Source organism: Collimonas antrihumi, from assembly GCF_018304965.1.
GTDB lineage: Bacteria > Pseudomonadota > Gammaproteobacteria > Burkholderiales > Burkholderiaceae_D > Collimonas > Collimonas antrihumi.
In genome coordinates this window covers 36,462-57,039 of the sequence record NZ_JAGQED010000020.1, presented here as the reverse complement: position 1 = coordinate 57,039, position 20,578 = coordinate 36,462, and the positions used below count along the sequence as shown (strand labels likewise).

Sequence of the window (20,578 nt, the reverse complement as noted above, 5' to 3'; positions counted from 1 at the left end):
CGCGCCAAGAAACGGAGTGTCTGCCGCCGGCACCGGCGCTACACTCCGTTTTTCAAAAAAACTGTAGAAATTTCATGATTTCAAAACTTTCCCCTGCCCTTCCCCGCTCCCTGGTAGCGCTCACATGGTCTAACCTGGCTGCACAATCGGCTGAGCAATTGAGCCTGGCGGCCGCACCGATCATGGCCGTACTGATGCTAGGCGCGGGGCCGGGCGAGATCGGCATGCTGGCGGCAGTGCAATCGTTGCCGTTTCTGCTGCTGTCGATCCCTTTCGGCTTGCTGGCCGACCGTACCTCGCGGCGCCGTCTGATGGTGGCCGCCGAGGCGCTACGCATGCTGGCCTTGCTTGGCGTTCTGGCCGCGATTCTCCTGAATCATCTGTCGATCGAATTGCTGGCGGTGCTCGGCTTCATCGGCGCCGTCGGCACGGTAGGTTTCAGTGTCGCCGCGCCTGCCTTGGTGCCGGCGCTGGTAGAGCGCGAGGACCTGGCGAAAGCCAACGGCCGGCTGGAACTTGCCCGCAGCGCCGCTTTTGCCGCCGGCCCGGCATTGGGTGGCGCGCTGACTTCATGGGCCGGCGCCTCGGCCGCATTCGTGTTGGCTGCCATGCTATCCGGATCGGCAGTGGTGTTGCTGCTGCAACTGCGTGAACCGCAGCGCACGCCGGCGCCAGCCCGCCATCCGTTGCTGGAGCTGCGCGACGGCGCACACCTGGTCTGGCGCGATGATTTGCTGCGGCCGATTCTGCTGACTGCCGTGGCCTGGAACATCTCCTGGTTTGTATTGCAGGCTGCCTATGTGCCTTACGCGGTGCGGAAGCTCGGGCTCAGTGCCGGCGAGGTCGGCATGACGCTTGGTGCATATGGCGTAGGCATGATGGTGGGCGCGCTGCTGACATCGCGTGTGGTGGCGCGGCTGCCTTTTGGCCGCGCGATCCAGCTAGGCCCGGTGATCTCGGTCCTGGCTGCGCTCACCATGGTTGCGACACTCGCGGTTCCGAGCGGCGTGTTGGCGGCCGTGGCTTTCTTTCTGTTCGGCGTCGGCCCGATTATCTGGGTTATCACCTCAACCACATTGCGCCAGACTGTCACTCCCGGCGCCATGCTGGGACGTGTATCGGCGATTTTTCTCACCGTGAACACAGGAGCGCGTCCAATTGGCGCCGCGCTTGGCGGCCTGGTCGGCGCGCGTTGGGGTGAATCGGCCTGCCTGGTGCTGGCGCTGGCGGGTTTCGTGGTCCAGGCATGGATCATATTCGACTCCGAGGTGCGTGTGCTGCAGCGCCTGCCGGCACCGCTCGCCTGAACGATATTGATGGACGACGGACGCATGAGGTAGTGTCGCAATCCGCTCATCTCGGCTATGCTTGGAGATCAAAACCATAACGAGGAGACACGATGAGTGCAGCGTCAGGGCAAATCACATCCATCCCAACCCCGGCACAAAACAGTGCCAGGAAAGTAATCTTCGCCAGCTTCATCGGCACTGCTATTGAATTCTACGATTTCTATGTCTACGCGACTGCGGCGGCGCTGGTCATCGGCCCGATATTCTTCCCGCACGATTCACCGACCGCCCAGGCGCTATCGGCATTTGTCACCTTTGGCATCGCGTTTATCGCGCGGCCGATCGGGGCTTTTCTGTTTGGTCATTTCGGCGACCGGATCGGGCGTAAATCGACATTGGTGATTTCATTGCTGGTGATGGGCATCTCCACCATGTTGATCGGCTTCTTGCCGGGTTACGACAGCATCGGCACACTGGCCCCTGTCCTGCTGTGCGTATTGCGCTTCGCCCAAGGCATCGGCCTTGGCGGCGAATGGGGTGGCGCGGCGCTACTCGCAACCGAATACGCACCTGCCGGAAAACGCGGCAGGTACGGCATGTTTCCACAACTCGGGCCCTCGGTCGGCTTTTTGATGGCGAACGGCCTGTTCCTGGCGTTGGCGTTGAGCCTGTCGGACGAACAGTTCAAGAGCTGGGGCTGGCGCGTGCCGTTTATTTTCAGCGCAGCGCTGGTTGTGCTGGGGCTGTATGTACGCATGAAGATCGCCGAAACGCCGGTGTTTGCCGCGGCGCTGGAAAAGCGCGAGCCCGTCAAAGTGCCGGCTATCACCTTGTTCAAACATCACTGGCGGCCTGTAATGCTGGGCGCGGTCGCGATGATCGTCTGCTACACGCTGTTCTATATTGCCACCGTGTTTTCACTGTCTTACGGCGTCGCCACCTTGCATATCCCGCGGCAGGAATTCCTGGCGCTGCTGTGCCTGGCAGTGGTGTTCATGGCGCTGGCGACACCGTTGTCGGCGGTGGCCAGCGACCGCTTCGGCCGCCGGCCGGTGCTGATCGTCGGCACCCTGGCGGCTATCGCAGCGGGCTTTACCATGCAACCGCTGTTTGGCAGCGGCAGTACGGTAGCGATTGCCTTGTTCCTGATCATTTTCCTGTTTTTGATGGGCGTCACATTTGCGCCGATGGGCGCATTGCTGCCTGAGCTGTTTCCGACCAGCGTGCGCTATACCGGCGCCGGCGTCGCCTATAACATCGGTGGCATCCTCGGCGCATCGGTAGCGCCCTACATCGCACAATTGCTGGCGCAGCGCGGCGGCCTGGCTTATGTCGGCGCTTATGTATCGGTTGCGGCGACGCTGAGCCTGATCGCAGTACTATGCATGCGCGAGACACGCCACGCCAATCTGCAACAGGTTTAGTAGCAGATCCGACAAGACACATCGTTCAAATCGTTTAACGGAGACAAAAATTGATGCAAGCATCCCTTTCCTTGAAAAAAAATCTGCTCAATAGCCTGATTTTTCCAGCGTTGACATTGAGTGCCGGCCTGGCGTTGGCGGCCCCGGTGGCGCCAGTGGCACCGGTATATGAGCTGGCGCAAAAGGAAAAACCGGCAATGATGGATACCATGCGCGATCTGGTGAATATCGAATCGGGCAGCAAGGACCTGGAAGGTCTGGCGAAGATCGCTAGCCTGATTCGCGATCGCCTGACGCAGCTGGGCGGCCAGGCTGAGCTGCTGGACGCCCCGGAAATTTATCGCATGGGCGACACGCCGGAAAAGATCGGGCAAATCGTCCATGCGGTGTTCAAGGGCACCGGCAAGCGCAAGATCATGCTGATCGCCCACATGGATACGGTGTACCTGCGCGGCATGCTGAAGGATCAGCAATACCGGGTCGACGGCGACAAAGCCTACGGCCTCGGCATTGCCGACGACAAGCAAGGCGTGGCCACCATCCTGCATACCATCGCCATCCTGAAAAAAATCGGCTTCAAGGATTACGACACGTTGACCGTGCTGATTAACGGTGACGAAGAAATCAGCTCGCCGGGTGGCCGCAGCTTGCATACCAAACTGGGCGCAGAACAAGATGCCGTGTTTTCCTACGAAGGCGGCGGCGCCAAGGGCGAATTGCGGCTGGCGACCAGTGGTATCGCAGCAGCATATCTGACGGTTGACGGAAAATCTTCACACGCCGGGGCCGCGCCAGAGAAAGGTGTCAACGCCTTGTATGAACTGTCACACCAGCTGTTGCAGCTGAACGCGTTGTCGCAACCGGAACGCGGCCTGAAATTGAACTGGACCGTGGCGCAAGCCGGCACCAACCGCAACGTGATTCCTGCCAGCGCCAGTGCGCAAGCCGATGCCCGCGCCTTGAAGATGAGCGACTTCGAGCAATTGCAAACCCAATTGCAGGAACGCGTCAAGAATCAACTGATCCCGGATGCCAAAGTCCATCTGAAATTTGAAATGCGGCGGCCGCCGCTGGAAACCAATGCTGCGTCGCGCGCAGTGTCGGCCCACGGCAAGGCGATATATCAGGAACTCGGTTTGCCGATGACGATAGTAGATGTGGCTAGTGGTGGGGGCACCGACGCAGCATTCGCTGCATTGAAATCGAAAGGTGCTGTGATCGAAGGAATGGGACTGACCGGTTATGGCGCGCATTCGAATGATGCTGAATACGTCCTGCTGAATACCATTGTTCCGCGCTTGTATTTATCGACGCGGCTGATCATGGATTTTGCTCAGGGTAAAGTCCAGTAAGGCATTGGATATAACCGCGGATAAAACCGCGGATACCCAGGGTCTGTTGCCGAAGAACCTTGCTGTGCAACAGCGTGACAGGTGTTGCGTGCCCAGGCGCAATAACGGCATACGACACCTGCAGCTGCATGCAGTAAATACCTAAATCGATGCACGTCAAGGGCAAGAAGCTTGATTCCGGTGCTGACCACGGCTACCATCGCAGCATGGAAACCAGAATCACAAAACTTGAAGAATTTGCAGCCGAGGCGCGTGACCGTATGACGCGAATCGAAACACGCCTGGACCATATGGCTACCAAAGAAGATGTGTCCAAACTTGAGTCCACTCTTCTAAGATGGTTTATCGTCACAGCCGTCTCCCTGACGGCCCTGGCGTTCACTGCAGCAAAACTTATTCACTGAGCGCATGCGCAATCATTGCCATTGCGCACACGTCTGAATACAACTAAATACAACCAAGTACAATTTACTCGATAATCCGCAGTGAATAATCGGTCGCCCGGATATCCTTGGTCAGGCTCCCGATAGAAATCCGGTCGACGCCGGTTTCAGCAATCGCCCGCACCGTCTCCATGTTGATGCCGCCGGAAGCTTCCAGCAACGCCCTGCCGGCGGTCAGGTTGACTGCATCACGCATCGCATCGAGGCTGAAGTTATCGAGCAGAATCGATTTCGCGCCTGCGCGCAATGCTTCATCCAGCTGCACCAGGCTTTCCACTTCAATCTGCACCGTCACACCGGCATCCAGCTTGTCGGCCGCCTGCATGGCTGCTGCAATGCCGCCAGCCGCTGCGATGTGATTTTCCTTGATCAGGATGCCGTCGTACAAGGCCAGCCGCTGGTTATGTCCGCCACCTACCCGTACCGCATATTTTTGCGCCAGCCGCAGACCGGGCAAGGTTTTGCGCGTATCGAGAATATGCGCCTTGGTGTCGGCAATGGCGTTGACGTAAATACGCGTCGCGCTGGCTACTCCAGACAGCAATTGCAGGAAATTCAAGGCGCCGCGCTCGGCGGTCAGTAGCGCCCGGGCCGGTGCGGTGATCAGGCAAACCTGGCTGTCGGCGCTCATCAGATCGCCTTCGGCGTAAGACCAGTCGATATGAATGCGCGCATCAAGCTGCCGCATCACGGCTTCGAACCATGGCGCGCCGCACAACACTGCCTGTTCGCGCACGATGACGCGCGCCTTGACCATTTGTTGCTCGGGGACCAGCTTGCCGGTCAGGTCGCCGCTGCCGACGTCTTCGGCAATCGCGGTGCGGATATTATTATCGAACGCCGTTTGCAGCGCGGCGTCAAACGGCGCGAAACGATTCTCTAAAGTGCTGGTGGAAGTACTCATGCGGGACCGATTCCTGAAAACAGTTTTTGTTCTTGCGCCAGATCGCCGGACGGGCGCACATTGGCTTTGCGTTGCGCCGCAAAGTCGAGCATGCGATCGATGCAGACCACTGCCTTGCGGCCGATTTCGGCATCGACATGGATTTCATTGCTCCCAGATTCCAGCACATCGGCCAGATTCTGCAAGCCATTCATCGCCATCCACGGGCAATGCGCGCAGCTCTTGCAGGTGGCGCTGTTGCCGGCGGTCGGAGCGTCGATAAAGCGTTTGCCCGGCGCTGCCATTCTCATCTTGTGCAAGATGCCGTTGTCGGTAGCGACGATGAATTCGTCGGCATCCAGGCGCTGGGCGGCGGCGATCAGCTGCGTGGTGGAGCCGACTACATCGGCTTGCGCCACCACCGCTTCCGGCGACTCCGGATGCACCAGGATCTTTGCGTTCGGGTGCTGCTGACGCAGCAATTCCAGCTCGACACCCTTGAACTCGTCATGCACCAGGCAGGAACCTTGCCACAACAGCATGTCGGCGCCGGTCTGTTTTTGTATATAACCGCCCAGATGCTTATCGGGCGCCCACAGGATTTTTTTGCCTTGGGCATGCAAATGGGCCACTATGTCGAGCCCGATGGAGGAAGTGACCATCCAGTCGGCACGCGCTTTGACGGCGGCACTGGTATTGGCGTACACCACCACGGTGCGATCAGGGTGGGCATCGCAAAACGCGGAAAACTCATCAGCAGGGCAACCCAGGTCGAGCGAACAGGTGGCGTCCAGGTCGGGCATCAGCACGCGCTTGTGCGGACTCAGGATTTTTGAGGTTTCCCCCATGAACTTGACGCCCGCGACCACCAATGTCTTGGCCGGATGATCGCGGCCGAAGCGCGCCATTTCCAGAGAATCGGAGACGCAGCCGCCGGTTTCCTCTGCCAGGTCCTGCAAATCGCCATCGACATAATAATGGGCGACCAGTACCGCCTGCTGTTCTTTCAGCAAGCGTTTTATACGCTCCTTGAGCGCGATTTTCTGGTCTGGCGTGGGGGTATCCGGGACGCGAGCCCAGGCATGGGCGGTGCAGCTAGTGCCTGAGCCAGAACCTAAGCTGTTGCCTAGATCCATTTGCGGCCGCTCGAATTCAACGGTTTTGATGGCGTGGGTTTGCATGGCGATGATGGGTAAATGCGTGGGTAAGTACGTAGGTAAATGCGTAGGTAAGTGCGGTAATAGCGCAATCATACGACAGAAGGCGCAACAGCATATTTTGCCGCAGTGTGTGCGGACTGGAATTCTACCGCTATCTGTTAGGGAGTGCCTTAACATTACCGTATTGCAAGCTGGAATGAACTCCCGTACTATGATTTCACAATTATCACAAAAGACTGTGACTGAAAATCTGCCGGATCAAATCCTCACGCATTTTTTCGGATGCAATAAAAGAGAGTATGGGGAGATCATGAGTATTTTCGACAAAACCGAGCGCGGCCGTACAGAAATAGCAACGCGCGGCCAAACCGTAGCGCCACGCCTGCGCACGCTGTTACTGCTGGTAGATGGCAAGACTGGCAACGATGAGTTGCTGAGGAAAGTAGCCGGCCTGGGGCTGGGACAGGAACATCTGGATGAATTACTGCAAGCCGGCCTGATCCAGGCCACCGCTGATGCCGGCAGTGCCAGTGCCAACACCGTGAACGCAGCCAGCGCCGTCAATAACACAGCCGCCGCTGCCGAAGCGCCGGTGTCGAAAAACATCCCGCCGCCCGTTGTCACGCCCGTATCCGATGAACAAGTGCTGCCACCAGGACAAACCCAGTTTGAAGCGATTTATCATTTTTACAACGACACCATCAAGAGCATGATCGGTTTGCGCGGATACGGCTTGCAGCTGAAAGTCGAACGCGCCGGCAGCGTCCAGGATTTTCGCGAATTGCGGCAGGTTTACCTGGAAGCGGTACTCAAAGCCAAGGGCGAGGAAATCGCCCGCAGCCTGCGTGGCCGGCTGGATCAATTGTTGTATCTCGGCGAACGGCAGCAGCCATAGAAAACACCGTACCGTAGGGTGGTTGAACTCGACAGTTCGGTGATAAAAAAAAGCGTGACAGATAAATTCTGCCACGCTTTTTTTGCAACACGGCGCAGCAGTTTCTGCGCCTGATTCCAGAGATTTACTCGATACCCTGGCTAGTCAGGTAATCCTCGTAAGAACCCTGGAAGTCGACTATTCCGTTTTCCTTGACTTCCAAAATCCGGGTCGCCAGCGATGACACGAACTCGCGGTCATGCGAAACGAAAATCAGGGTGCCGGCATATTTCTCCAGCGCGATATTGAGTGATTCGATCGACTCCATGTCCATATGGTTGGTCGGTTCGTCCAGCAGCAGCACGTTGTGGCGGCCCAGCATCAGCTTGCCGTACATCATGCGGCCCTTCTCGCCGCCGGACAATACCTTGACCGATTTCTTGACGTCGTCGCCGCTGAACAGCAAACGGCCCAGGCTGGAACGCACGGCCTGGTCATCATCGCCTTCCTGGGTCCACTGGCCCATCCAGTCGGTGAGTGTCTTGTCGGTGGCGAAATCTTCAGTCGGATCTTGCGGCATGTAGCCGACATTGGCATTTTCCGCCCATTTCACCAGGCCGCTGTCTGCTGCCAGGCCGGCGATGTCGGTGCCGCCGATGCTGCGCAACAGCGTGGTCTTACCGGCGCCGTTGGCGCCGATGATGGCGATTTTCTCGCCGGCTTCAACCATGATGCTGAAATTCTTGAAGATCGGCCGGTCGTAAGTCTTGCTGATGCCCTGCACTTCGACTGCCAGCCGATGCAGCTTCTTCTCGCCGTCGAAACGCACGAACGGATTGGCGCGGCTGGATGGCTTGACATCCTCGACCTTGATTTTTTCAATTTGCTTGGCGCGCGAGGTGGCCTGGCGCGCCTTCGATTTGTTGGCGGCAAAGCGGCGCACGAAATCCTGCAACTCGGCGACCTTGTCCTTGGCCTTGGCATTCATCGACAACTGCTGCGCGCGTGCCTGCGACGACGCCAGCATGTAGTCATCGTAATTGCCCGGATAAACCTTCAATGTGCCGTAGTCCATGTCGGCCATGTGGGTACATACCTGATTCAGGAAATGGCGATCATGGGAAATGATGATCATGGTCGAATTGCGCTGGTTCAGCACATCTTCCAGCCAGCGGATGGTGTTGATATCGAGGTTATTGGTCGGCTCGTCGAGCAGCAGGATATCCGGATTCGAAAACAGCGCCTGCGCCAGCAATACGCGCAGCTTCCAGCCCGGTGCGACATTGCTCATCGGCCCCTGATGCTGATCGATCGAAACACCCACGCCCAATAGCAGTTCGCCGGCGCGCGCTTCGGCGGTATAGCCGTCGTATTCGGCAAACCTGGCTTCCAGGTCGGCCGCCTTCATGTAGTCGTCGTCGGTGGCTTCGGGATTGGCATAGATCGCATCGCGCTCGGCCATCGCTGCCCACATTTCAGTGTGGCCCATCATCACCACGTCAAGTACCCGCATCTCTTCAAACGCAAACTGATCCTGACGCAATTTACCCAGGCGCTCGTGCTGATCGAGCATCACGTTGCCGGCCGAAGACTCCAGGTCGCCGCCCAGGATCTTCATGAACGTCGACTTGCCGCAGCCGTTCGCGCCGATCAAACCATAGCGGTTACCGTCGCCGAATTTGACTGAAATGTTTTCAAACAGCGGCTTGGGGCCGAACTGCATCGTGATATTTGCGGTGGAAAGCATCTTAAACTGGTTCTTTTCTTAATTGAATCATGGGGTTAGACAATGAGGCGGCATTATACAGTATCCGCAATTGTGCACTGCGGGCCACCCTAGTGCGGGCCACCCTAAAAACAACGACTTACCGTCCTGTTTCCCACGAATTCGGCACTGTAACTGACCAGGATGAGGCCATTTCCAACGTCAGTCAGCGGATAAAAACGAAAACCGGCGGATTGGTCCGCCGGTTTTGATGATAAAACTGAAATATTGCCAAATATTCCTATTTGACAATATTTATCCAGATGCCGATTAGTGCCGATTAATGCTGATTAATGCCGATTACTTAGCCACCTGCCGCTCACGCGCCATGGTCAATGCAGTGTCTTCGATCATGTCTTCCTGGCCACCAACCATCCGGCACCGCCCCAGCTCCACCAGAATGTCGCGTGCCGGGATGCCGTACTTGGCGCTGGCGCGTTTGGCAAACAGCAGGAACGAGGAATAAACGCCGGCATACCCCAGCGTCAAGGCATCGCGGTCGATCCGGATCGGATGATCCATGATAGGCACCACCAGATCTTCGGCAACGTCGGAAATCTTGAACACATCGACGCCAGTCTCAATTCCCATGCGTTCGCATACTGCAACGAACACTTCCATCGGCGTGTTGCCGGCCCCTGCTCCCAGGCCGGCGGCGGCGGCATCGATGCGGCGTGCGCCATACTCGACCGCCACCACTGAATTGGCAACGCCCATCGCCAGGTTGTGATGGCCGTGAAAGCCGATTTCAGTTTCCGGCTTGAGTTTTTCACGCAGCAGGCCGATGCAGGCGCGCACATGTTCCGGCAGCATGTAGCCGGCCGAATCGGTGGCGTAGATACAATTGGCGCCATACGATTCCATCAACCGCGCCTGCTCCAGCAACTTTGCCGGCTCCGTCATATGCGCCATCATCAGGAAGCCCACGGTATCCAAACCAAGTTTGCGCGATAACCCGATATGCTGTTCCGAGACATCGGCCTCGGTGCAATGGGTGGCGACGCGAATCGTGCCGACCCCGCATTCATGCGCCATGTGCAAATGGTCGACGGTGCCGATGCCCGGAATCAGCAACGCTGAAGCCTTGGCTTTCTTCAATAACGGAATCACGCCGCGCAGATATTCCTCGTCGCTATGCGCAGGAAAACCGTAATTGACCGAAGCGCCGCCCAGGCCATCGCCGTGAGTGACCTCGATCAACGGCACGCCGGCTTCATCCAGTCCGGCAGCAATGCTTTGCATCTGCTGCAGCGAGATCTGATGACGTTTCGGATGCATGCCGTCGCGCAGCGACATGTCATGCACCACAACTTTAGTTCCACGAAAATCCATAATCCATTCCTTCCTGTTCAAGATAGCCGGCTTATTGCATATTTTTTATTGCATCTTCTGTGCAAACAACTCGGCGGTATTGGTCGCTGCCGCGGTCATGATGTCGAGATTGCCGGCGTAGGTCGGCAGATAGTCGCCCAGACCCAGCACTTCAACATAGATCGAGACCCGATTACCTTCGAACACAGGGCCGTTCTTCAGCGTGTAGCCGGGTACGTATTGCTGTACTGCCTCTACCATCTTATGTACCGATGCTGTAATCGCGTCGCGATTCGGTTCATCCACCGTCAGGCAATGAATGGTGTCGCGCATGACGATAGGCGGTTCGGCTGGATTGATGACGATGATGGCCTTGCCCTTTTGCGCGCCGCCGACTTTCTCGATCGCCCCTGCCGTGGTGCGCGTGAATTCATCGATATTCTTGCGCGTGCCAGGACCGACCGAACGCGACGAAACGGTGGCGACAATCTCGCCGTAAGCCACCGGCTGCACCCGCGATACCGCATGCACCATAGGAATCGTGGCCTGGCCGCCGCAGGTCACCATGTTCAGATTGAAAATCCCTTCAGTGGATTCAGGCAGGTTGACGCTAGGGACGCAGTACGGTCCGATTGCGGCCGGCGTCAGATCCAGCATCAACACACCCAGCTCATTGAGCTTGCGCGAATTTTCGGCATGGACGTAGGCCGAAGTCGCATCGAACGCGATTCTGATATCGTCCTGTTTGACGTGGGGCAGCAAGCCGTCGACACCGCCGGCGGTGGTTTTCAAGCCCATTTCCCGGGCTCGCGCCAACCCTTCCGACGCCTCCTCGATACCCACCATCCAGACCGGTTCCAGATAGGGGCTGCGACGCAGCTTGTACAACAAATCGGTGCCGATATTACCGGAGCCGATCAAGGCGCATTTGATTTTCTTCATGGTTGTTTCATCCTCAGGTCTACAATCTTGCTGATCTACAGTCCCACTCTTTGCGGCCGGCTATATGAACGACACGCTGCAGCTGCCGATGCCGCCGATGCGCACGCTTAAGACATCGCCTGCCACCACCGGTATCAACGGCGCCAGCGAACCGGATAGAATCGGCTCCCCCGCCTTCATCGAAATGCCACGCGTCCCAAGTTCATTGGCTAACCAGGCCACCGCATTGGCTGGATGGCCAAGCGCAGCGGCGCCATTGCCGGTAGCGATTATTTCGCCGTTTTTTTCGATCGTCATTTCACACAGCGCCAGGTCCAGCGTCGCCGGATCGATGCGTTCCGTGCCAATCACAAACACGCCGCAGGAAGCGTTGTCGGCAACCGTATCTTGAATTCTTATTTTCCAGTCATGGATGCGCGAGTCGACGATTTCGAAACAGGCCGCCACGCTTTCCGTCGCTGCCAGCACCTGCGCCGGCGTAATCCCGGGGCCGCGCAAATCGTGTTTCAGGTAAAACACGATTTCCCCTTCGGCACGCGGCTGTATCAGCGTATCCATGGCGATCGCGCTGCCATCTTCGTAGTGCATGCCGGACAGCAGGATGCCAAAATCCGGCTGATGCACATCCAGCATTTGTTGCACCACCTTGCTGGTGACGCCGATTTTCTTGCCGATGACATACTCGCCCTGTTCGATGCGGCGCGCCACCATCCGTTGCTGGATACGGTAGGCGTCGTCTATCGTCAGCGTTGGTACGCGCGAGGTCAACGGCGCCAGCGTTTTTCGCATGCGCCAGGCGTCATACAAGCCATCGCCCAGGGCATCAAGTTCTGCATAATTCATGAGTGTTCACTACCATAGTCGTGTTGCAGCAGATGCACTGCAAAACGCCGGCCAGCGGCCGGCGTCGTGATGCGGCTACATCTGTCGGATTATCAAGCTCATACCCCGCAAACGGTCAGCCCGCAATCTCACAGGCCGGACTGTCTGGCCGCATCCGGGGTGTAATCGGATGCTTTCAATTCACCGGAGTTGATTTTGGCCGGTTTCGCCTGCTCGTTGGCCAGGCGGTCGGCCAGGTAGGCTCCCGACTGCAGATCGTGATACAGCGCTACCCGCACGTGATATCCCTGCAAGTCATAGGCATAGACCAGGTTCACCATCGCGACGCGCCAGAGTTCCCCGCGTGAATCGTAGTTGTCCGCCATGACCGAGTTCCAGCTATCCTCGTCGACATACATCACGCGCTTGGCATACTGGTGACGCACGCCCTGCTTGACGGTGCCTTCCAGCAGCCAGACACGATGCAACTCATAGCGCATCAGATCCGGATCGATATGGCCTTTGGTCAGCATCTCGGCATATTTCACCTTCGGATCGTCAAGCTTGTAGGCGTGGTACGGAATATAGATTTCCTTCTTGCCCAGGATTTTCCAGTCATAGCGTTCAGGTGAACCATTAAACAACCGGTCATCATCGACGGTACGGAATCCGCCGGCGCCATTCGGCATGTCGAAACCGTAGCTCGGCAACTGCCGTACACGCCGCGTGCCAGGGCTGTACTGCCACGACAGCCGTGGATGATTGGCGAAATCGGTGGTTTCATTACCGACGATGATGGTGCCCTTGTCGCGATCCGGCACCAGCGTAGTAACGTTGAAATAGTTCGACGGCCCACTGAATTCTTTGCGGTCCAGACTGAGGTTATTGATCGGCGCCAGGATCTTGTAGCTGACCCGGCCCCAGGCGATATTCCCTTCCGGATACACCACTGCCTGATCGTATGTCGCTATCTCATTGGTGGCGCGATATACCGTCTGGGTATTCCACAACAATTCGATACCCGATTTCGGAATCGGGAAAGCCGGTCCGCCAAATGCGCCTTTCAAGTTCAGGCCATCGTCGGCCAGTGTCGCCGATGCCGCGTTGTCCTTGACGTTGGCAAGCACCTTGTCGGGGTAGCGGAAGTCACGGTGACTCGGATAGACCGGCATGCGGAATGTCGCCGGATATTTCTTGAACATGGCCTTTTCGCCTTCGCTCAGACGGCTTGCATACTGCGCCATGTTTTGGGCGGTAATCGTAAACAGCGGCTTCTCGGTACCATATGGGTCAGGATAAACTTTGCCGGTACCTGAGAAATTCATCCCCGGCGGCGCACCCAGCCATTTACCCGAATACGGCGGGATCGTGCCATCTTTATTGCCTTCCTTTTCCGCGCCCATTGGTGTCAGCGTGGTACCCAGGGATTTGATTTCATCCGCGCTGAGCTTGGCCCAGGTGGGATTCGCCATGACCAGCGCGCCGGCAGATATCGCGGTCAGCGCGATTTTTTGCATAAACGTTTTCATTTAGTCCTCAATTCTTGAATTGCTTGGAACACAAATTACACAAACTCAGACATCAACCGACGTCAGAAGCTGTACTTGACGTTAAACGTCACATAGTCACGGTCCGCGAGCGGCCGCGTAGTGGCATTGGCGCCGCCCAGGTAGGCGTTATATGCCAGGGACACTTGCAGATTGCTCAGATACTTGAAGTTGGCGCCGACGCTCAGGCGGGTATCACCCTTCCCCGTCAGGCTGCCGAAGCTGCCTGCCACCGCTGGCGTGCCATTGACCACCTGCTGAAACGTCACCGGCACATCCAGATCCCAGCCGCTGAACACGTTGTTGTAGCTTGGTGTCCATGCCAACGTATAAGCCCAGGACGATTTGGTATTGGTCAGTTGGTCGAACTGAGCCCCTCCCATGGCAACCTTATCGACACTCAATACCTGATGCACCGCGACTTCAGCCGTCAACACCATAGAGTCTGCAATCGGCGTTTTCTCAAACAGCTTGATCGCCGACAGCTGGCCCTGCCACGATTTGGAGCGGCTTGCGGTTGGTCCCGCCGGTGCATTCACCAACACCGGCGCACCATCGCGATAACTGATTTCGCCGGCGACGTTGTAGCCACCTAGCTCAGTCGAAAAAGTAGCGCCCGCCAGTTTGATGTTGTCGAAATATTTGATCTGATAAGTGACCGGCAGGTTTTGAAACGCCGGCGGCAGCAAAGCTGAGGTAATCGGCGGGATGACGCCATTCCCCGGATACAGTGTGGCAATCCCGAAATTAGTGACGACGGTAGGATTCTTATCGTCGTAATGCAGGTAGTACAGGCCGTACTCGGTTTTTTCACTCAGGCGGAAACGCGTGCCGATACCCCATTGGCCGGTGTTTTTCGGCTTGATATCAGGTCCGCGTGTGGCAATCAACGCGTGTGGCAAGCCGGGCAATGCAGCGCCAGCGGGGAAAGCCAGCAACGGATTCGCCAAAGTATAGATGCGGTCGGCGCCAGGACCGATCATGTCTGCGGTACTGAAATAATCGCCTGCAGGCGACAGTTCGGTCGGCTTATATTGGTACTGGTAATAGCCCAGCAAACTTACCTTGTTATTGATCGCCCACTGGCCTGAAATCTGCCCGGTCGGCAGCAATATGTCCTTGACCTCCGCGCCCGGCACATTGGCCTTGGTGGCATCTGCCGGTGCTTGCGCGCCGGCGATATTCGGGAAGTACAGGGACTCGCCCCATTGCACCACTTGCTGCCCGGCCCGGACATTCAGCTTGGTGCCGGCCAGGTTGAAATCGCCGTAACCATAGGCGTCGAGCAAGCGTATGCGCTGCCCGTCGTAATCGCGTGCGCCGTCGGTGAACTGGTTGTTAGGTCCGGATTTATTGACAGTGCCTGGCGAATTATTTGCATTCAGGGTGTTGTACGCATTGTCGTAAAACATGCTGCCGCGCGCAAAGAAACCCAGATTGTCGTGCTTCAGATTCCCTTCCAGCAAAACGCTGATCCGATTGGTCGTCAGGCTGCCTTTCCTGAAATTGCGGTCGCCGTCGTCGCCGTTGATGGTGCTCGGCAAGCCGGATGCACCGATCGGGCCGTTGATGATGGCGTCCGACGGATTTTTGGTGCGAACGCCAACGCCATAGTTAATCGTCGCGGCGTAATCGAGAGTGGTGTTATCTCCCAGATCCACGGTACTGCCCGCAAATGCCGATTGCGCGCAAGCCATCAATAGTGCGGCTTCCGTGAAACGCCGCACTGTCTTCGGCTTTTGGGCCGCTCGAGTTCTCTTCATGTCCCTTGTCTCCATGGTTGTTATTGGATTGCACCTGGCGGCGTGAACTCCACTTTGTTCGACGCCACGTTGTTCGACACATGCACGCACGTTAGATTTTTTTTGCGTCGATTCAGTGTCTTTTTTTGAGGCGCTGCGTACATCGTTTAAATGGACTACATTTTTCACTTAGTCGTTTCGAACCATTTAAACCATTCTGAAAAACCACAATCAAGCGCTGCGCTGGACGTTGGCAGCTGCCAAAAACGCGGGGCGTTCGCCGCCGCCGTCAAGCACCAGGTTGGTGCCGCTGACGTAGGCCGCAGCGGGCGACGCGAGGTACAGGCAAGCCGCTGCGATATCCTCAGGCATTGCCAGCCGTCCCAGAGGAATGGTGGAACTGATGGCGGCCAGGCCGTCGGCATCGCCATAATGCTGGTGCGATTCTTCCGTCAGCACCAATCCCGGACTCAGCGCCACCACGCGCACCTTGGGCGCCCATTCGATGGCAAGCGAGCGCACCAGGCTTAACACACCTGCTTTAGCAGCGCCGTAGACCGCAGTGCCCGGCGACGGGCGTATGCCGCTGACACTGCCGATGAAAACAATCACGCCGCCATCCTGCTCTTGCATCAACGCGTTGGCGCGCTGTGCCAGATCCAGCGGCGCGGTCAGGTTCAGGCTGATGATCGCTTCATTGAAGCGCGGCGAGGCGTCTGCAGCCATCACATGCGGGCTGCCACCGGCGTTGTTGACCAACACATCGAGCCGTCCGAAGCGCTCCTTGATCGCGGCGAAGACTTCTTGCATTTGCGCGCCGTTGCGGACATCGGCGGCAAAGAACAACGCCTCCCTGCCGGCAACCTGCAGCGCTTGCAGCGGTGGCTGGCGCCCGCAAATCACCACCGTTGCGCCCTGCGCCATGAATGCTTCTGCAATACTCCGGCCGATGCCTCGGGTTCCCCCGGTAACCAGCACCACTTTGCCGGCATAGTCAACTGCGCTACTCATTCGAATCTCCCGCTTAAATCTGCATGGTAAGCAAATGCGGCAGCTAATACATAGTCTGAAAAGACGATGTAGCGATGTGTCATCGCAGCCATGATCCAATGACCCAATCAACATTGACCATCGGACCTCGACATGACACAAGCTTCCCCTATCCCAGTCGGCAAGCAGGTAGTGCTGGACAAGGACATGACAATCCACTATCACGATAGTGGCAACGACAGTGGCAACAACAGTGGCAATGGCGACAATATCGTTGTATTCCTGCATGGCAGCGGTCCTGGCGCCAGCGGATTCAGCAATTTCAAGCAGAACTATCCAGTCTTCGCGGAACAAGGCTATCGGGTCATCGTTCCTGATTTGCCTGGTTATGGCCTCTCCTCCAAGCCCGAGGATAACGAATACATACTGGATTACTTTGTCGGCGTCCTGCATCAGTTCCTGCAAATAACCGGCATCAACCGTTGCACCCTGGTCGGCAATTCCCTGGGCGGCGCGATTGCCTTGAAATATGCGCTCGACTATCCGCAGGAAGTCGCAAAACTGATATTGATGGCTCCCGGCGGAGTAGAAGAACGCGAGACGTATTTCCGCATGGAAGGCATCCAGAAAATGATGGCGCTGTTCACCGGCCGCCAGCTCAACGCCGTCACCATGCGCGAACTGATGTCCTTGCTGGTGTACGACACCACGCATATCACCGACACCCTGATCGCCGAACGGCTGCCGGTCTGCGACCTGCAGCCGACAACGGTGCTGTCGACGATGCGGGTGCCGAACATGATCGAGCGGCTGGGCGAGATTGCCTGTCCGGTGCTGGGTTTCTGGGGCACCGACGACAAATTCAATCCAGCTTCAGGCGCCATGAAAATCATGGAGCATTGCCGCGACGCGCGCATGTTGCTGATCAACCGCTGCGGCCACTGGGTGATGGTGGAACATCGGGAGACCTTCAATCGCCTGTGCCTGGAATTTTTAGCCTCCAAGATCTAACCTCCTGACGTCAATTCGCCGGTTTGCCATTCGGTAATCGCTGCCCTGGAAAAGAAAAGGAAAGAAATGAAATTCTCACTGATCTACGAAGCGCAGATGGTGGATATCTCGCGCCAGAATGAGGCAAAGGTTTTCCACGACACGATAGAGCAATGCCTGCTCGCAGAACAGCTTGGTTTCGATATTGTCTGGGCGGTCGAACACACTTCGCTCAGCCAGTATTCGCATATGTCTGCGCCGGAAACATTTCTCGCATTCCTGGCCGGCCGCACTACCCGTCTTGGCATCGGCCACGGCGTAGTTTGCCTGCCGCATCGCATGAATCATCCTATCAAGGTGGCCGAACGCATCGCCACGCTGGATATTTTGTCGCGCGGCCGTCTACATTTCGGCATGGGTAAAGGCGGCACGCAGCAGGAGGCTGGCGCTTTCGGCGAGAAACTGGAAAATCTCGGCCCGCAAATCGAGGAATCGATGAAGATCATCCCGCAGATGTGGCGCGACGGCGAGTTCTCCTACAAAAGCGCTACCACCGGCCTGGACATTCCCCCACGGCCTATTCATCCCAAGCCCTATCAGCAACCGCACCCGCCCATGTACATGGCTTGCACCCGCCATGAAACGCTGGTGGCGGCGGGTAAGCTCGGGCTGGGCGCGCTGGTATTGGGCTTCGGCGGACCGGACGATATCCGCAAAAAGGTAGCTACCTATCAGGAAGCCTTCGGCAGCCGCAAGGCCGCCGACCAGATCGGCGAATTCGCCACGCGCCACGTCGCAGCGCTCTGCCCCGCTACCGTTCTCGACGACGCCGAACGGGGTAAACGGATTGGCGTGCGCGGCCAGCGTTTCTTTGCCGAGTCGCTGGCACGCTGGTATCAAAACGGCCCTGAACCACAAGTCGACGACCTGGAAGCCGAGCAAACCATCGAGATCATGAACCAGTCGCGACAACAGGTCGAAGCCTATCTCGGCCAGGAAAAGATCTCTTACGGCACCGAGGCTACCGGTTTGTATAACGCTGAACACGCCTATGGCAGCGCTCAGCAATGCATCAACTATGTGCAACAATTGATTGACGCCGGCGCTGACGAAATCCTGTTCCTGGTGCAGATGGGAACCGTGCCCAGCGAAGTCCAGCTGGAAACCATTCGTCAGATCGGCACCCATGTCATCCCGCATTTCCGCGCTTTAGCGGCGGCGCAATAAATTTATCGACCAGAACAACTTTCGGAAGGAATTATCTTGATCAAGACCATGATGAAGCAACTGTTGAACGCCATACAATCAGATGTCACGCCGGAGCAGGTCAGCGGCGCGGTAAACGCCTATCTGGATAGCTGGCGCAATGGCGATAGCGAGGCGCGCGCCGCCTTGTTTTCCGACAATGCACGCGTCGAAGATCCGGTCGGGGTTCCTGCCATCGAAGGCAAGCCGGCGCTACTCGCCTTCTGGCAGCGCGCGGCCGCCTTCCCGACCAAATTTACACCGACGCTGGAAAGCATCGTAGTCTGCGGCAATGAGGCGATCGTGCACTTCTCCATGCATATCGAAGTCGTCGGCGCCGCCCAAGGAACCTTGCAGATAATCGAAAATTTCAAGCTCGACAAAACAGGAAAAATTGCCGGGTTACGTGCATTCTGGGATGAAAAATCCGTGTCCTGAAAATTTTTCCGTTCATGCAAAGAAAAAATGCCGCCGATAATTTCGGCGGCATTTTTATTTTCAGCAGCTGACGACTAGCCTTACGACTGGCCTTACGAATGCGTCTCGCGTATCCCCATGGTCGCCACACTATTCAACAGTATCCGCACCAGCTCGGTCTGGCGGGTAACGTCCGTTTTTGAAAAAATCGCCCGTAGATGCGCGCGTGCGGTATTGCGCCTGATGCCCAGTTCGATGGCGGCGTCTTCCAGCGACAATCCATTCGCCAGTTGCATCGCCAGGTTGGCCTCGGCCGGCGTAAAGTTGAACAGCTGGCGCACTATTTCGTGCGGCGCCTCGGCCTTGTGCTCGGGATCGCGGATATAGATAATCGCCGCCGGCCGGATTTTCCCTTCCGACCATTCGCTCGGCGCCACACTATGCACGACTACGCCAAGATTGCGCTTGCCGGAATTGCGCACCACCGAAATGGCATCGACTACCGTTGCCGTCTTCTGATTGCCATGGCGGCCTAGCGCCGCTTTGATCAGTTTCTGCAATTCACGGTTGTCCGCAGCGTGGGTGGCGTGCGGCATATTGCTGACGATCCGTATGCCGTCACCGGCTTGCAAGATGACGTCGGCCTGGCGATTGGTTTGCAGCACCCGCCCGTGCTGATCGAGCATCACGGTGCCAACCATCAATCGGTCCATGGCGCCGGCATACAGCTTGCGTTCGGATTCGACCAGATCCAGTTTCCCGTGCAGCGTTATGGCGCGCTTGAAGTGCGGCAACAGCATGCTGCATAGCGCCTTGTCGCGCGCCGAAAAATCCGGCACGTCGCGCGGCCGGCAAACCCGCAAGCGGCATTCACCGCCATCCTCCAGCACGATATCGGCGCCCATCAGCCGATGCACGTTGACCGGATAAAGAAACTCCTGGTAGAACGGCATCGCCACCCAACGTTCTTCGTCAACGATTTCGTTGATGGTCACCATTTTATCGGACGGCAATCCGACAAACGGATCCATCGCGTAAAAATGGCTGTTGTAGGAAATCAAGCCTTCCGTGGTGGTATCACCGACATTGATCATCAAGCCATGATCGCCGGCACGCGGCGAACGCAGGATCAAGGTGACGTAATTGGCGGCGAACTCTGTACGCATCCGCAGCATGCACTTTTGCCACGGGATAGATTCTAAAAGACCATCATAGACTGCACCAACCAACTCACTGTATGTCTCCAACGGAAAAATTGCTGTCGCATTTTTCATAGTTATAGTATCCGCATCAAACAACATCCAGACCATGTCTGGATCATTTGCAGCTCACGCTGAAATACCCGATCAAGAGGCGGTCAAGTCAAAAATACCGTGCGGAAT

Annotated in this window: 18 protein-coding genes; 8 read left to right on the top strand and 10 right to left on the bottom strand. The window is 57.1% G+C overall.

Translation table 11 applies throughout. The features are described from left to right. The first annotated feature begins 74 nt into the window (after window positions 1-74). From KHU29_RS15980 to KHU29_RS15965, 4 genes are all read left to right on the top strand, one after another. The gene (locus KHU29_RS15980) at window positions 75-1,307 is read left to right on the top strand and encodes an MFS transporter (protein ID WP_211453753.1); all 1,233 of its coding nucleotides are present in this window, start codon (window positions 75-77) and stop codon (window positions 1,305-1,307) included. A 92-nt stretch (window positions 1,308-1,399) separates the two neighbouring features. Then, window positions 1,400-2,713: an MFS transporter gene (locus tag KHU29_RS15975; RefSeq protein WP_211453752.1), complete on the top strand. Its 1,314-nt coding sequence runs from the start codon at window positions 1,400-1,402 to the stop codon at window positions 2,711-2,713. 53 nt (window positions 2,714-2,766) lie between these two features. Next, the gene (locus tag KHU29_RS15970) at window positions 2,767-4,065 is read left to right on the top strand and encodes a M20/M25/M40 family metallo-hydrolase (RefSeq protein ID WP_211453751.1); all 1,299 of its coding nucleotides are present in this window, start codon (window positions 2,767-2,769) and stop codon (window positions 4,063-4,065) included. Window positions 4,066-4,271: 206 nt separating this feature from the next. Further along, window positions 4,272-4,469: a hypothetical protein gene (locus KHU29_RS15965; RefSeq protein ID WP_211453750.1), complete on the top strand. Its 198-nt coding sequence runs from the start codon at window positions 4,272-4,274 to the stop codon at window positions 4,467-4,469. 64 nt (window positions 4,470-4,533) lie between these two features. On the opposite strand, the gene nadC is transcribed toward KHU29_RS15965, so the two are convergent. Together nadC and nadA are read right to left on the bottom strand one after the other, a co-directional pair. Further along, window positions 4,534-5,412 (bottom strand): carboxylating nicotinate-nucleotide diphosphorylase, encoded by an 879-nt coding sequence (gene nadC, locus KHU29_RS15960; protein ID WP_092433096.1) that lies wholly within the window; start codon window positions 5,410-5,412, stop codon window positions 4,534-4,536. Then, the gene (gene nadA / locus KHU29_RS15955) at window positions 5,409-6,572 is read right to left on the bottom strand and encodes a quinolinate synthase NadA (protein WP_211453749.1); all 1,164 of its coding nucleotides are present in this window, start codon (window positions 6,570-6,572) and stop codon (window positions 5,409-5,411) included. Before nadA ends, nadC begins: the two co-directional genes overlap by 4 nt. A 289-nt stretch (window positions 6,573-6,861) precedes the next feature. Here nadA and KHU29_RS15950 point away from each other — a divergent pair, with 289 nt between their 5' ends. Continuing rightward, window positions 6,862-7,446 carry a hypothetical protein gene (locus tag KHU29_RS15950; protein ID WP_211453748.1) on the top strand — a complete coding sequence of 195 codons (585 nt, stop codon included), beginning with the start codon at window positions 6,862-6,864 and terminating at the stop codon, window positions 7,444-7,446. Between the two features lie 124 nt (window positions 7,447-7,570). Here KHU29_RS15950 and KHU29_RS15945 read toward each other — a convergent pair whose 3' ends face one another. The 7 genes from KHU29_RS15945 to KHU29_RS15915 all read right to left on the bottom strand — a co-directional run bounded on the left by KHU29_RS15945 (window position 7,571) and on the right by KHU29_RS15915 (window position 16,565). Then, window positions 7,571-9,172: an ABC-F family ATPase gene (locus tag KHU29_RS15945; protein ID WP_211453747.1), complete on the bottom strand. Its 1,602-nt coding sequence runs from the start codon at window positions 9,170-9,172 to the stop codon at window positions 7,571-7,573. 318 nt (window positions 9,173-9,490) lie between these two features. Then, entirely contained in the window at window positions 9,491-10,522 is a 1,032-nt protein-coding gene (gene dmpG / locus KHU29_RS15940; RefSeq protein ID WP_211453746.1) for a 4-hydroxy-2-oxovalerate aldolase, read from the bottom strand. Between the two features lie 45 nt (window positions 10,523-10,567). Further along, complete coding sequence (locus KHU29_RS15935) at window positions 10,568-11,443, bottom strand: acetaldehyde dehydrogenase (acetylating) (protein ID WP_211453745.1); 876 nt, start codon at window positions 11,441-11,443, stop codon at window positions 10,568-10,570. A 60-nt stretch (window positions 11,444-11,503) separates the two neighbouring features. Further along, complete coding sequence (gene dmpE, locus KHU29_RS15930; RefSeq protein ID WP_211453744.1) at window positions 11,504-12,286, bottom strand: 2-oxopent-4-enoate hydratase; 783 nt, start codon at window positions 12,284-12,286, stop codon at window positions 11,504-11,506. A gap of 128 nt (window positions 12,287-12,414) precedes the next feature. Then, complete coding sequence (locus KHU29_RS15925; protein WP_211453743.1) at window positions 12,415-13,794, bottom strand: DUF1329 domain-containing protein; 1,380 nt, start codon at window positions 13,792-13,794, stop codon at window positions 12,415-12,417. Between the two features lie 62 nt (window positions 13,795-13,856). Beyond that, window positions 13,857-15,575: a DUF1302 domain-containing protein gene (locus KHU29_RS15920; protein ID WP_246542131.1), complete on the bottom strand. Its 1,719-nt coding sequence runs from the start codon at window positions 15,573-15,575 to the stop codon at window positions 13,857-13,859. Between the two features lie 210 nt (window positions 15,576-15,785). Beyond that, window positions 15,786-16,565: an SDR family oxidoreductase gene (locus KHU29_RS15915; protein WP_211453741.1), complete on the bottom strand. Its 780-nt coding sequence runs from the start codon at window positions 16,563-16,565 to the stop codon at window positions 15,786-15,788. Window positions 16,566-16,697: 132 nt separating this feature from the next. Here KHU29_RS15915 and KHU29_RS15910 point away from each other — a divergent pair, with 132 nt between their 5' ends. The 3 genes from KHU29_RS15910 to KHU29_RS15900 all read left to right on the top strand — a co-directional run bounded on the left by KHU29_RS15910 (window position 16,698) and on the right by KHU29_RS15900 (window position 19,217). Beyond that, window positions 16,698-17,555 carry an alpha/beta fold hydrolase gene (locus tag KHU29_RS15910; RefSeq protein WP_211453740.1) on the top strand — a complete coding sequence of 286 codons (858 nt, stop codon included), beginning with the start codon at window positions 16,698-16,700 and terminating at the stop codon, window positions 17,553-17,555. Window positions 17,556-17,621: 66 nt separating this feature from the next. Then, window positions 17,622-18,761 carry an LLM class flavin-dependent oxidoreductase gene (locus KHU29_RS15905; RefSeq protein ID WP_211453739.1) on the top strand — a complete coding sequence of 380 codons (1,140 nt, stop codon included), beginning with the start codon at window positions 17,622-17,624 and terminating at the stop codon, window positions 18,759-18,761. Between the two features lie 36 nt (window positions 18,762-18,797). Beyond that, window positions 18,798-19,217: a nuclear transport factor 2 family protein gene (locus KHU29_RS15900; RefSeq protein WP_211453738.1), complete on the top strand. Its 420-nt coding sequence runs from the start codon at window positions 18,798-18,800 to the stop codon at window positions 19,215-19,217. A gap of 92 nt (window positions 19,218-19,309) precedes the next feature. Here the strand turns inward: KHU29_RS15900 and KHU29_RS15895 are convergent, their stop codons facing one another. Beyond that, entirely contained in the window at window positions 19,310-20,371 is a 1,062-nt protein-coding gene (locus KHU29_RS15895) for a helix-turn-helix transcriptional regulator (RefSeq protein WP_246542129.1), read from the bottom strand. Window positions 20,372-20,578: the final 207 nt, after the last annotated feature.

Coding starts and splice junctions, on each gene's coding strand:
- KHU29_RS15945 (WP_211453747.1), bottom strand. CDS start 9,172: ATGCTTTCCACCGCAAATATCACGATGCAGTTCGGCCCCAAGCCGCTG.
- KHU29_RS15925 (WP_211453743.1), bottom strand. CDS start 13,794: ATGAAAACGTTTATGCAAAAAATCGCGCTGACCGCGATATCTGCCGGC.
- KHU29_RS15905 (WP_211453739.1), top strand. CDS start 17,622: ATGAAATTCTCACTGATCTACGAAGCGCAGATGGTGGATATCTCGCGC.
- KHU29_RS15975 (WP_211453752.1), top strand. CDS start 1,400: ATGAGTGCAGCGTCAGGGCAAATCACATCCATCCCAACCCCGGCACAA.
- KHU29_RS15935 (WP_211453745.1), bottom strand. CDS start 11,443: ATGAAGAAAATCAAATGCGCCTTGATCGGCTCCGGTAATATCGGCACC.
- KHU29_RS15950 (WP_211453748.1), top strand. CDS start 6,862: ATGAGTATTTTCGACAAAACCGAGCGCGGCCGTACAGAAATAGCAACG.
- KHU29_RS15920 (WP_246542131.1), bottom strand. CDS start 15,575: ATGAAGAGAACTCGAGCGGCCCAAAAGCCGAAGACAGTGCGGCGTTTC.
- nadA (WP_211453749.1), bottom strand. CDS start 6,572: ATGCAAACCCACGCCATCAAAACCGTTGAATTCGAGCGGCCGCAAATG.
- dmpE (WP_211453744.1), bottom strand. CDS start 12,286: ATGAATTATGCAGAACTTGATGCCCTGGGCGATGGCTTGTATGACGCC.
- nadC (WP_092433096.1), bottom strand. CDS start 5,412: ATGAGTACTTCCACCAGCACTTTAGAGAATCGTTTCGCGCCGTTTGAC.
- KHU29_RS15980 (WP_211453753.1), top strand. CDS start 75: ATGATTTCAAAACTTTCCCCTGCCCTTCCCCGCTCCCTGGTAGCGCTC.
- KHU29_RS15915 (WP_211453741.1), bottom strand. CDS start 16,565: ATGAGTAGCGCAGTTGACTATGCCGGCAAAGTGGTGCTGGTTACCGGG.
- KHU29_RS15965 (WP_211453750.1), top strand. CDS start 4,272: ATGGAAACCAGAATCACAAAACTTGAAGAATTTGCAGCCGAGGCGCGT.
- KHU29_RS15970 (WP_211453751.1), top strand. CDS start 2,767: ATGCAAGCATCCCTTTCCTTGAAAAAAAATCTGCTCAATAGCCTGATT.
- KHU29_RS15910 (WP_211453740.1), top strand. CDS start 16,698: ATGACACAAGCTTCCCCTATCCCAGTCGGCAAGCAGGTAGTGCTGGAC.
- KHU29_RS15895 (WP_246542129.1), bottom strand. CDS start 20,371: ATGCTGCGGATGCGTACAGAGTTCGCCGCCAATTACGTCACCTTGATC.
- dmpG (WP_211453746.1), bottom strand. CDS start 10,522: ATGGATTTTCGTGGAACTAAAGTTGTGGTGCATGACATGTCGCTGCGC.